11 protein-coding genes are annotated in these 10,826 nt (G+C 63.8%); 10 read left to right on the top strand and 1 reads right to left on the bottom strand.

The window, feature by feature from the left end:
- Nucleotides 1-167 precede the first annotated feature (167 nt).
- Genes OIU19_RS22485 through OIU19_RS22470 form a run of 4 tightly spaced genes read left to right on the top strand, consistent with a single transcriptional unit; the run spans nt 168 to nt 3,853 of the window.
- The gene (locus tag OIU19_RS22485; protein ID WP_264236854.1) at nt 168-1,067 is read left to right on the top strand and encodes a TauD/TfdA family dioxygenase; all 900 of its coding nucleotides are present in this window, start codon (nt 168-170) and stop codon (nt 1,065-1,067) included.
- Nucleotides 1,068-1,085: 18 nt separating this feature from the next.
- Nucleotides 1,086-2,105, top strand: a complete 1,020-nt coding sequence (locus tag OIU19_RS22480) for an ABC transporter substrate-binding protein (protein WP_264236853.1) — start codon at nt 1,086-1,088, stop codon at nt 2,103-2,105.
- Between the two features lie 6 nt (nt 2,106-2,111).
- Complete coding sequence (locus tag OIU19_RS22475) at nt 2,112-2,975, top strand: ABC transporter ATP-binding protein (RefSeq protein WP_264236852.1); 864 nt, start codon at nt 2,112-2,114, stop codon at nt 2,973-2,975.
- A 14-nt stretch (nt 2,976-2,989) separates the two neighbouring features.
- Entirely contained in the window at nt 2,990-3,853 is an 864-nt protein-coding gene (locus tag OIU19_RS22470) for an ABC transporter permease (protein ID WP_186555811.1), read from the top strand.
- Nucleotides 3,854-4,047: 194 nt separating this feature from the next.
- On the opposite strand, the gene OIU19_RS22465 is transcribed toward OIU19_RS22470, so the two are convergent.
- Nucleotides 4,048-4,605 carry a WYL domain-containing protein gene (locus OIU19_RS22465; protein WP_264236851.1) on the bottom strand — a complete coding sequence of 186 codons (558 nt, stop codon included), beginning with the start codon at nt 4,603-4,605 and terminating at the stop codon, nt 4,048-4,050.
- A gap of 206 nt (nt 4,606-4,811) precedes the next feature.
- Here OIU19_RS22465 and OIU19_RS22460 point away from each other — a divergent pair, with 206 nt between their 5' ends.
- The 6 genes from OIU19_RS22460 (at nt 4,812) to OIU19_RS22435 (ending at nt 10,805) form a co-directional block, all read left to right on the top strand.
- On the top strand, nt 4,812-5,624 hold the full coding sequence (locus tag OIU19_RS22460; protein ID WP_264236849.1) for a tetratricopeptide repeat protein: 813 nt from the start codon (nt 4,812-4,814) through the stop codon (nt 5,622-5,624).
- Between the two features lie 145 nt (nt 5,625-5,769).
- The gene (locus OIU19_RS22455) at nt 5,770-6,222 is read left to right on the top strand and encodes a MarR family winged helix-turn-helix transcriptional regulator (protein ID WP_264236848.1); all 453 of its coding nucleotides are present in this window, start codon (nt 5,770-5,772) and stop codon (nt 6,220-6,222) included.
- Nucleotides 6,219-8,306 carry an FUSC family protein gene (locus OIU19_RS22450; RefSeq protein ID WP_264236847.1) on the top strand — a complete coding sequence of 696 codons (2,088 nt, stop codon included), beginning with the start codon at nt 6,219-6,221 and terminating at the stop codon, nt 8,304-8,306. The genes OIU19_RS22455 and OIU19_RS22450 overlap by 4 nt, the downstream gene beginning before the upstream one ends.
- On the top strand, nt 8,303-8,515 hold the full coding sequence (locus tag OIU19_RS22445; protein WP_054902446.1) for a DUF1656 domain-containing protein: 213 nt from the start codon (nt 8,303-8,305) through the stop codon (nt 8,513-8,515). Before OIU19_RS22450 ends, OIU19_RS22445 begins: the two co-directional genes overlap by 4 nt.
- Nucleotides 8,512-9,387, top strand: a complete 876-nt coding sequence (locus OIU19_RS22440) for an HlyD family secretion protein (protein ID WP_186555816.1) — start codon at nt 8,512-8,514, stop codon at nt 9,385-9,387. The genes OIU19_RS22445 and OIU19_RS22440 overlap by 4 nt, the downstream gene beginning before the upstream one ends.
- On the top strand, nt 9,384-10,805 hold the full coding sequence (locus tag OIU19_RS22435; RefSeq protein ID WP_264236846.1) for an efflux transporter outer membrane subunit: 1,422 nt from the start codon (nt 9,384-9,386) through the stop codon (nt 10,803-10,805). The genes OIU19_RS22440 and OIU19_RS22435 overlap by 4 nt, the downstream gene beginning before the upstream one ends.
- Nucleotides 10,806-10,826 lie beyond the last annotated feature (21 nt).

Genomic DNA, 10,826 nt, shown 5'->3' with positions numbered 1-10,826 from the left:
TATTCTCTAACGGTATTTAAATTATTTTTCTTATACCTTTATAGTCACTCCCACTGCGTACCTGCCGACCAATCGGCGCGCCGCACGACTTGAACCCACACGGGAGTCCCCCGTGCGTTTCTGATCGATGCGCGCCCTGAATGCCGCGCACTACGTGGGAGTGAGAAATGCCAGCCGCCTCTAACGCCTTGTCGGCCATCGACAGCGCACAGCCGCAATCCTTTGAAATTCGCCCGTTCTCCGGTGCCGTCGGCGCCGAGATCATCGGCCTGGACCTGGCCCAACCGGTCAACGCCGAGGACTTCAGCCGTATTCACCGCGCCCACCTGGATCACCACGTATTGGTGTTCCGTGACCAGCGCATCACCCCCGACCAGCAGATTGCCTTCAGCCGCCGCTTTGGCGAGCTGCAGATCCATGTGCTCAAGCAGTTCCTGCTGCAAGGCCATCCCGAGATTCTGATCGTCTCCAACATCATCGAAGACGGTCGCAACGTCGGCCTGGGCGATGCCGGCAAGTTCTGGCATTCGGACCTGTCCTACAAAGAGCTGCCAAGCCTGGGCTCGATGCTGCATGCCCAGGAGCTGCCCAGCGAAGGCGGCGACACCCTGTTCGCCGACATGCACAAAGCCTGGGACGCAGTGCCCGAAGCCCTGCGCAAGGTGGTCGAAGGCCGCAGCGCCGCGCATTCCTATACCGCACGCTATGCAGAAACCAAATTCGAGGGCAACTGGCGCCCGACCCTGACCGCCGAACAGCTCGCGCAGGTCCAGGAAGTGATTCACCCCGTGGTGCGCACCCACCCGGAAAACGGCCGCAAGGCACTGTTCGTCAGCGAAGGCTTCACCACCCGCATCGTCGGCCTGCCGCAAGACGAGAGCCGTGATGTGCTGCAGCAGTTGTACGCGTTGAGCGTGCTCGAGCAGAACATCTACCGCCACCAGTGGCAGCCGTACGACCTGGTGTTCTGGGACAACCGCTCGTTGATCCACCTTGCCACCGGCTGCCCCGCGCACCTGCGGCGCAAGTTGTTCCGTACCACTATCCAGGGCGATGCCCCGTTCTGACGACTGAGGAAATTCATCATGCGTAAATCCATCAGCCGCCTGGCGGCAAGCATCGGCCTGGGCGCGAGCCTGGTCATCGGCACCTTGGCCGCACCCACTGCGGCCCAGGCCGAAGGCAAGATCCGCATCGCCGAGCAGTTCGGCATCGTCTACCTGCTGCTCAATGTGGTCCGCGATCAGAACCTGATCGAGAAACACGGCAAGGCCGAGGGCATCGACATCGAAGTCGACTGGGCGCAGTTGTCCGGTGGCGCCGCGATCAACGACGCACTGCTGTCGGGCTCGGTGGATATCGCCGGTGCTGGTGTCGGCCCACTGCTCACCGTCTGGGATCGCACCAAGGGCCGGCAGAACGTCAAGGCCGTGGCTTCGCTCGGCAACTTCCCGTACTACCTGGTCAGCAGCAACCCTAACGTGAAGACCATTGCCGACCTGTCCGAGAAAGACCGCATCGCCGTGCCGGCGGTGGGCGTGTCGGTGCAATCGCGCTTCCTCCAGTACGCCGCTGCCAAACAGTGGGGCGACAAGGAATACAACCGCCTCGACAAATACACCCTGGCCGTCCCCCATCCGGATGCCACCGCCGCACTGCTGGCCGGTGGCACCGAGCTGAACGGGCACTTCTCCAATCCGCCGTTCCAGGATCAGGTGCTGGCCAACAAGAACGTGCACGTGGTGCTCAACAGCTATGACCTGCTCGGCCCCAACTCGCCGACCCTGCTGTTCGCCACCGAGAAATTCCGCAAGGACAACCCCAAGACCTACAAGGCCTTCGTCGATGCCCTGGCCGAGGCGGCTGAGTTCGCTCAGAACGACAAAGCTGCAGCGGCAGACACCTACATCCGCGTGACCAAGGCCAAGATCGACCGCGATGCGCTGATCCGCCTGATCGATAACCCACAGTACGAGTTCACCGTCACGCCGAAGAACACCTACCCGCTGGCCGAATTCCTCTACCGGGTTGGCGCGATCAAGAACAAGCCTGAATCGTGGAAGGACTACTTCTTCCAGGACCAACGCCCACTGCAGGGGAGCTGATTGCCAATGACCGCCCCATTGCCAGGCCACACGGCCAGCAACCTGAGCCGTGTTGCCACGCCAGCGCTGCTCGCTGTGGATAACTTGAGCCTCGAATACCGCACCGCGCAACGCGTGGTGCGCGCCACTCACCAGGTCAGCTTCGAAGTCGATCGTGCTGACCGTTTCGTCCTGCTGGGTCCGTCCGGTTGCGGCAAGTCGACCTTGCTCAAGGCCGTGGCCGGTTTTATCGAGCCAACCGAAGGGCAGATCCTGCTGCAGGGCCAGCCGGTCAAAGGCCCCGGCCCTGACCGTATCGTGGTGTTCCAGGAGTTCGACCAGCTGCCGCCGTGGAAGACGGTCAAGCAGAACGTCATGTTTCCGCTGCTGGTATCCGGCCAGCTCAAGCGCGCCGAAGCCGAGGAGCGCGCTTTGCATTACCTGGACAAAGTGGGCCTGGCGGCGTTTGCCGATGCCTATCCGCACACCTTGTCTGGTGGCATGAAGGCGCGCGTGGCGATTGCCCGGGCGCTGGCCACCCAGCCGAAGATCCTGTTGATGGACGAGCCGTTCGCCGCGCTCGATGCCCTGACCCGGCGCAAGATGCAGGAAGAACTGCTGCTGTTGTGGGAAGAGGTGCGCTTCACCCTGTTGTTCGTCACTCACTCCATCGAAGAGGCGTTGGTGGTCGGCAACCGCATCCTGCTGCTCTCGCCCCACCCTGGGCGGGTGCGCGCCGAGGTGCATAGCCACCAGTACGATTTGGGCAGCCTGGGGGCCAGTGATTTCCAGGCCAGCGCTCGACGTATCCACCGTTTGCTGTTCGATGAAGCCCAGGAGCCTGCACAAGCCGCAGACCTGGGTTTCAACGATATCCGCATCGCCTACTGACAGGAGCTTGTGCCATGACCACTACCCCTGCACGTCAGGAATACGAGGTGCAGCTGCAGCCGCTGCTCAGTGTGCCTCTGGAACGCCAACTGCCACTGGTCCAGCGCCTGTGGCAGCAAGGTTGGCTGCGCAAGACGGTGATCCTGATTGTGTTGGCGCTGCTGTGGGAAATTGCAGCGCGCTACACCGATAACGACCTGCTTCTTCCGAGTTTTCTACAAACCGCTGTTGCCCTGTGGGACGGCATGCTCAGCGGCGAGCTACCGGCCAAGGTCGGCGTTTCGCTGATCGTGCTGCTCAAGGGCTACGTGCTGGGCATCGTGCTGGCCTTCGGCCTCACTAGCCTGGCAGTGTCGACCCAGTTTGGCCGGGACTTGCTCGGCACCTTGACCTCGATGTTCAACCCATTGCCGGCGATTGCCTTGCTGCCGCTGGCGCTGCTCTGGTTTGGCCTGGGAGATAACAGCCTGATCTTCGTTCTGGTGCACTCGGTGCTGTGGGCGCTGGCGCTGAATACCTATGCAGGTTTTCTGGGTGTGTCCGAGACCCTGCGCATGGCTGGGCGAAATTATGGCCTGAAGGGTTTGCGCCTGGTGCTGCACATCCTGGTGCCGGCGGCGCTGCCGTCGATCTTGTCAGGTTTGAAAATCGGCTGGGCGTTTGCCTGGCGCACGCTGATCGCTGCCGAACTGGTGTTTGGTGCCAGCAGCGGCAAGGGCGGGCTGGGCTGGTACATCTTCCAGAACCGGAATGAGCTGTACACCGACAAGGTATTCGCCGGCTTGGCGGTGGTGATCTTGATCGGCCTGTTGGTGGAAGGGCTGGTGTTCAATACCCTGGAGCGGGTGACCGTTCGGCGTTGGGGCATGCAGCGCTAGGCCTTACTTCGGCGGTGAATTCTTCGCGGGCAAGCCCGCTCCCACAGGGTTTTTCGGTGCTTTTGGGGCGGCGGTGAGTCATTCAGATCGGTTGCAGTTCCCATACCTAGGGCCTTCATTGGCACTCTGCAGCCCTCAAGGTCAGTGAGGTCCCTGTGGGAGCGGGCTTGCCCGCGAAAAGGGCGGCGCGCAGCTCAGTCTTGGTAATGGGACGCTGCACTGCTCAAGGTCCGCCCGATCTCTTCACGCAGCGCGGGCGGCTGTTCCACCACCACGCCATCGCCCTGGCTCAACAGCCACCAACGCAGCGGCCAGCCATCGGTGACTGTGGCGCGCATCCGGTGCCCGTGTTCGAGCGCCGTTAGCTGCATATCCGCGCTCAACGGCGCCTCGCGCAGTTGGCGCGCCAGCCCATCGCTGACCCACGCCTGGATCTGCATTCCAGCGCCCTGCACGGGTTGCAGCGCATCATCACGCAAGAATCCCTGCAAATCGAAGTTGCCGCGTAACTCGCCCACGGCGGTGGACGACCAGTGCCAGCCAAACGGGATGCTCTTGTCGTTGCGCTCAAGCGGAAAGATCAGCGACAGCTCATTGAGGTCACGCTCGACCGTGCGCTTGCTGACGCTAAAGCCAACGTCGCGCAGGCGCCAGACCAGTTCGGCACTGGTAACGCCAGGGGAGCGGCTGGGCAATTGGCGCAGCAGCGCCCATTGACGGCTGAGGGTGGCGCGGGTAGTGGCGAACGGCAAAAGGGAACGTCCTTGTCTAGGCTTGCCGCAATAGGATGGCGGCACGAGCGGGGTATGGCAATTCGCCACACCGTGCTCAGATCAAGGAAGATGCATTTGGTTGCCTTCCATCAGATCGTTCGCGACAGGTTTCGTCGTGGCATCGCGCAGAATCACGCCTCAACACGGCTGCGGTCGGGGCTGTGTGTCGTTCAATGAGGATGAACATGTCTGCTGCCAGCAATATCCATTCGCTGCTCGCGCGTCTTTTGCCGGCGCGGATCGCCCCTGTGCCGGCTCGGCCGCGCCAGCGCCAACGACTGTTTGCCGGGGTGGGCATGCCCAGCCAGCGGGCGCCGTTGGGCGAGCGCTTTGGACTGGTAAGTCGCCTGGATGAAGCGGTCGACCTGCAAGCGGTGTACAGCGACCTGCGGCGCCTGGCCCTGGAGGGCAATGTGGCGGCGCTCAATGACCTGGGCTGGATCTGGCTCAATGGCAAATACTGGATCGCCGATACCCAGTTGGCCGGGCACTTGCTGCGCATGGCGGCGTTGCAGGGAAGCGCTGCGGCGTGGTTCAACCTGGGTCAGCAGCACTATTTCGGCAAGGGTGTCGAAGTGTCCTACGAGCAGGCTGCCGAGTGTTATCGCCAGGCCTTCGAGCGCGGGATGCTGCATGCGGCGGCGGCCTTAGGCGATCTGTACGAAGAAGAGATCTGTGATGGCGATCAGGACTGGCAGGTTGACCTGGTCGAGGCGTTGCGCTGGTTCATGAAGGGCGCGAAACGCGGTGAAGCGCGGTGTCGGTTTGAAGTGGGGTATCGGTTTTTACATGGCTTGTATGTTCAGAGCGATAGCAAGGCTGGGCTGTATTGGCTGGAGTTGGCTGCTGCCGCTGGGGTGATGCAGGCGGCCGAAGAGCTGGCGGTGCATTACAGCAGCCGGGATGCAGCGCGTTATCTGGACTGGCGAGATCAGGCGATCTTGATGGGCAGTAGCTTGGCTTTGACCATGAAGCTGGAAGATCAGATTCGGCCTTGAGGGAGTCGGGACCGTGAAACGGCCCCAATTCCCGCTCACATGAACAACATTTCATCCCGGTACTTCATCGCCCGCGGTTGACGACAGGGGGAGGGCAGGGCGTATATTGATAGTTAGCAAACTATGAATATCCTCGGTTCCTTACATGACGCTTGATGCACTGCACCTGAAAGTCAGCAGCGGCATGGTCGTGGCTGCGCGCCATTGGCGGCGCATCTGCCATGCGGCCTTGACCGGCTACGGCATCTCCGAAGCCTGCGCGGTGCCCCTTCTGATGATCGTGCGCCTGGGTGATGGCGTGCATCAGGTGGCGGTGGCCAATGCTGCCGGTCTGGAAAGCCCTTCGCTGGTACGCCTGCTCGACCAGCTGTGCAAGGCTGGCCTGGTCTGCCGCAGTGAAGACCCACTCGACCGCCGCGCCAAGGCCTTGAGCCTGACCGCTGATGGCCGCCTCCTTGCCGAATCCATCGAGGCTGAGCTGGTGCGCCTGCGCCGTGAGGTCTTGCACGGCATCAGCCAGGCCGATCTGGAAGCCACCTTGCGCGTTATCCAGGCTTTCGAAGCAGCCGGCCAGGTCACCCCAGGCGGCTTTGCATGAACGGCTTTTTCAGCTCGATGCCGCCAGCGCGCGACTGGTTCTATGGCGTACGGACCTTCGCCGCCTCGATGATCGCCCTGTACATCGCCCTGCTCATGCAGCTGCCGCGCCCGTACTGGGCGATGGCCACGGTGTACATCGTCTCCAGCCCGTTCGTTGGCCCGACCAGTTCCAAGGCGCTGTACCGTGCCCTGGGCACCTTGCTTGGCGCCGGTGGTGCGATCTTGCTGGTGCCGCCGCTGGTGCAATCGCCGCTATTGCTGTCGATTGCCATCGCCCTGTGGACCGGCACCTTGCTATTCCTCTCGCTGAACCTGCGCACAGCCAACAACTACGTGCTGATGCTCGCCGGCTACACCCTGCCGATGATCGCCCTGGCGGTGGTTGATAACCCGCTGGCGGTGTTCGACGTGGCATCGTCGCGGGCCCAGGAGATCTGCCTGGGGATCGTCTGCGCGGCAGTGGTCGGGGCGATCTTCTGGCCGCGCCGGCTGGCGCCAGTGGTGGTCGGCTCGATGGGCAGCTGGTTCAACGAAGCGATGCGCTACAGCGATACCTACCTCGCCCGCGAAGTGGCTGCTGACAAGATCGGCGGCATGCGCGCCTCGATGGTCGCCACCTTCAACAGCCTGGAGTTGATGATCGGCCAGCTCGGCCACGAAGGCGCCGGGCCGCATACCTTGAAGAACGCCCGCGAACTGCGTGGACGGATGATTCACCTGCTGCCAGTGATCGATGCCCTGGACGACGCCCTGGTAGCGCTCGAAGGCCGCGCACCCGCCCAGTTCGCCCAGATCCAGCCGCTGCTCGCCCAGGCGCGGCAATGGCTGCAAGCCAGCGCCGAAGACGCCTCGGCCAGCCGCTGGAGCGCACTGCGCGACCAACTCGAGCGCCTCCAGCCCAGCGCCGCCGCGCTCGATCAGCGCCCGGAACTGCTGCTGTCCAACGCCTTGTATCGCCTCACCGAATGGGTCGACCTCTGGCAAGACTGCTGCACCCTGCAGCACGCCCTGCGCAACGACGACGCCACGCCTTGGCGCGCCGCCTACCGGCATTGGCGCCTGGGGCGCCTGACGCCGTTCTTCGACCGTGGCCTGATGCTCTACTCGGTGTTCTCTACGGTCACCGCGATCATCGTCGCCTGCGGCCTGTGGATCGGCCTGGGCTGGAACGACGGCGCCAGTGCGGTGATCCTCGCTGCCGTGGCGTGCAGCTTCTTCGCCGCAATGGACGACCCTGCGCCGCAGATCTACCGGTTCTTCTTCTGGACACTGATGTCGGTGATTTTCTCCAGCGTCTATCTGTTCCTGGTCCTGCCCAATCTGCACGACTTCCCCATGCTGGTGCTGGCGTTCGCAATACCGTTCATTTGCGTCGGCACCCTTACCGTGCAGCCACGTTTCTACCTCGGCACCTTGCTGACCATCGTCAACACGGCGACGTTCATCAGCATCCAAGGTGCCTACGACGCGGACTTCTTCACCTTCCTCAACGCCAACCTGGCAGGCCCGGTGGGGCTATTGTTTGCTTTCATCTGGACCTTGCTGCTGCGCCCGTTTGGCGTGGAACTGGCGGCCAAGCGCATGACCCGCTTTGCCTGGCGCGACATCGTCGAAATGACTCAGCCGGCGACCTTGGCCGAGCAGCGTCAGGTCGGCGTGCAGATGCTCGACCGCCTGATGCAACACCTGCCGCGCCTGTCGCAAACCGGCCAGGACAGCGGCGTGGCCCTGCGCGATCTGCGCGTGGGGCTGAACCTGCTCGACCTGCTCGCCTACATGCCGCGCGTTGGCCAGCAAGCCCGTGAGCGCCTGCAAACGGTGATCGAGGAAGTGGGCGCCCACTACGGCCAATGCCTGCGCGCCGGTGAGCGCTTGCACGCCCCGGCTGCGCTGCTGCGCAACATGGAGCGGGCCCGCCAGAGCCTGGCCCTGGACGAGCTGCACGACCGGGGCGACGCCCGCGTGCACTTGCTGCACGCCTTGAGCGGCCTGCGCCTGGCGCTGCTGCCGGGGGTCGAGGTGATGCTTGAACCGAGCGAACAACCGCAACTGCCCCAAGGGATCGACGGAGCCCCGCTGTGATCGGTGAACTGGATATCAGCGGGGTGTTCCTGCCCACGCTACTGGTGATGATGTTCTGCACCTACCTGCTGTTTCTGGGCGTGCACGCCGTATTGGTGCGCCTGCATTTCTACCGCCTGGTCTGGCACCGGGCATTGTTCAACGTTGCCCTGTATGCCGTGCTGCTTGGTGCGGTGGATCACTTTTGCCGAAGCCTGATGCTGCCATGAAAAAACCTTTGTTGACCTTGGGCCGTGTGGTCCTGACCCTGTTGGTGGTGACCTTCGCGGCCGTATTGGTCTGGCAGATGGTCGTGTACTACATGTTTGCCCCCTGGACCCGCGACGGCCATATCCGCGCCGACGTGATCCAGATCGCTCCGGACGTGTCCGGGCTGATCCAGCAGGTCGAGGTGCGCGACAACCAGGTGATCAAGCGTGGCGATGTGCTGTTCACCATCGACCAGGACCGCTTCACCCTGGCCCTGCGCCATGCCCAGGCGACCTTGAGCGAACGTCAGGAAACCCTCGCCCAGGCCGCCCGTGAGGCCCGGCGTAACAAGCAGCTGGGTAACCTGGTGGCGGCCGAGCAGCTGGAAGAGAGCCAGTCCCGCGAGGCCCGCGCGCGCTCGGCGGTCAACGAAGCCCAGGTCGCAGTCGACAGTGCCCAGCTCAATCTCGACCGCTCGGTGGTACGCAGCCCGGTCGACGGCTACCTCAACGACCGCGCGCCGCGTGCGCATGAGTTCGTCACGGCCGGCCGGCCGGTGCTGTCGGTGGTCGACAGCGCCTCGTACCACGTCGATGGCTATTTCGAGGAAACCAAGCTGGGCGGCATCCACATTGGCGATGCGGTGGACATCCGCGTGATGGGCGACGACACCCGCCTGCGCGGCCACGTGCAGAGCCTCGCTGCCGGCATCGAAGACCGCGACCGCAGCAGCGGCGCCAACCTGCTGCCCAACGTCAACCCGGCGTTCAGCTGGGTGCGCCTGGCTCAGCGGATTCCGGTGCGGATCGCCTTCGACGAAGTGCCGCAAGACTTCCGCATGATCGCCGGGCGGACCGCCACGGTATCGATCATCGAGGGCCAGCGGCCATGAAACACCTGATCCTGGCGGGCCTGAGCCTGTCCCTCAGTGCCTGCATGATGGTCGGCCCGAACTACGAGGTGCCCAAGGACGCCGCCGTGCAGCGCAGCGATCTGAACGGCCCGCTGCGTCAGGATGCCGATAGCGTGGTGTCGGCGCCGGTCCCTGAGGACTGGTGGCAGCTGTACCAGGATCAGCGCCTCAATCAACTGGTGCGTCAGGCCCTGGGCGCCAACACCGAGCTGCGCGTGGCGGCCGCCAACATCGCCAAGGCCCGCGCCCAGCTCGAGGTGGCCGAGGCGCAAGGCGGCTTCAGTGGCGGCGCCAAGGTGGCTGCCCAGCGTCTGCAAGAGTCGGGGGAGGCGTTCTTGTTGCCGGAGAAAGTGCCGGTGGCCAACATCGGCGAGGCGATCCTCAGCGCCTCCTATCAGTTCGACCTGTGGGGCACCTTCAAGCGCGGCACCGAGGCGGCCCAGGCCAACGCCGATGCCGTACAGGCTGCTGCCGATACCGCCCGCATCACCCTAGTGGCCGATGTGGTCAAGGCCTACACCCAGGTGTGCTCGGCCAACGAGGAATACCACATTGCCCGTGAGTCGCTGGATTTGCAGGAGCAGAGCGTACAGCTCAACCAACGCCTGCGTGATGCGGGGCGCGGCGATGAGACCCAGGTCACTCGGTCGCAGACCCAGTTCAAGTCGCTGCGAGCTGAGCTGCCACGCTTCAAGGCAGAGCGCGAGGCCGGCCTGTATACGCTCGCGGCGTTGCTCGCCAAGCCAGTCGAGCAGTTGCCCGCTGGCACTGCCGATTGCGCCGAGCTGCCGCACCTGGCGCAGCTGATTCCGGTTGGCGATGGCGCCGCGCTGCTCAAGCGCCGGCCGGATGTGCGCCAGGCCGAGCGTCAGCTGGCGGCCGCCACCGCGTCGATTGGCGTGGCCACCGGCGCGCTGTACCCGAATATCAGCATTGGCGCCCAAGTGGGCACCATCGGCATCCTGGAAAACCTCGGCGAACCATCGACCAACCGCTGGGGCTTCGGCCCATTGGTCAGCTGGACCATTCCCACCAACGGCACCCGGGCACGGATCCGCGAGACCGAGGCGTCGACCCAGGCGGCCTTGGCGCATTTCGATGGCGTGGTGCTAAATGCTATTCGCGAGACCCAGACTCGCCTGGCCCAGTACAGCGCTTTGCTTGATCGGCGCGACGCCTTGCAAGAGGCTGAGCGTTCGGCGAAAGAAGCTGCGGACCAGACCCACCGGTATTTCCAGGCAGGGCGAGAGTCGTTCCTGGCGGACTTGCAGGCGACCCGCACCTATACCGACATGCGCGCGCAGTTGGCGGCGGCCAATAGCCGGGTGGCGATGGGGCAGATTGGTGTGTTCCTGGCCTTGGGTGGTGGTTGGAAGGATACTGCGACCAAACAGTGAGATACTGGGGCCGCGTTGCGG

It is taken from the genome of Pseudomonas sp. BT-42-2 (assembly GCF_025847435.2).
GTDB lineage: Bacteria > Pseudomonadota > Gammaproteobacteria > Pseudomonadales > Pseudomonadaceae > Aquipseudomonas > Aquipseudomonas urmiensis.
Note: the sequence above shows the minus strand (reverse complement) of the source record. Positions and strands in the feature narration are given on the sequence as shown.

Bases quoted from the DNA above. Each gene is read 5' to 3' on its own strand.
- OIU19_RS22440 (WP_186555816.1), top strand. From the start codon at position 8,512: ATGAAAAAACCTTTGTTGACCTTGGGCCGTGTGGTCCTGACCCTGTTG.
- OIU19_RS22475 (WP_264236852.1), top strand. From the start codon at position 2,112: ATGACCGCCCCATTGCCAGGCCACACGGCCAGCAACCTGAGCCGTGTT.
- OIU19_RS22460 (WP_264236849.1), top strand. From the start codon at position 4,812: ATGTCTGCTGCCAGCAATATCCATTCGCTGCTCGCGCGTCTTTTGCCG.
- OIU19_RS22450 (WP_264236847.1), top strand. From the start codon at position 6,219: ATGAACGGCTTTTTCAGCTCGATGCCGCCAGCGCGCGACTGGTTCTAT.
- OIU19_RS22435 (WP_264236846.1), top strand. From the start codon at position 9,384: ATGAAACACCTGATCCTGGCGGGCCTGAGCCTGTCCCTCAGTGCCTGC.
- OIU19_RS22485 (WP_264236854.1), top strand. From the start codon at position 168: ATGCCAGCCGCCTCTAACGCCTTGTCGGCCATCGACAGCGCACAGCCG.
- OIU19_RS22455 (WP_264236848.1), top strand. From the start codon at position 5,770: ATGACGCTTGATGCACTGCACCTGAAAGTCAGCAGCGGCATGGTCGTG.
- OIU19_RS22470 (WP_186555811.1), top strand. From the start codon at position 2,990: ATGACCACTACCCCTGCACGTCAGGAATACGAGGTGCAGCTGCAGCCG.
- OIU19_RS22480 (WP_264236853.1), top strand. From the start codon at position 1,086: ATGCGTAAATCCATCAGCCGCCTGGCGGCAAGCATCGGCCTGGGCGCG.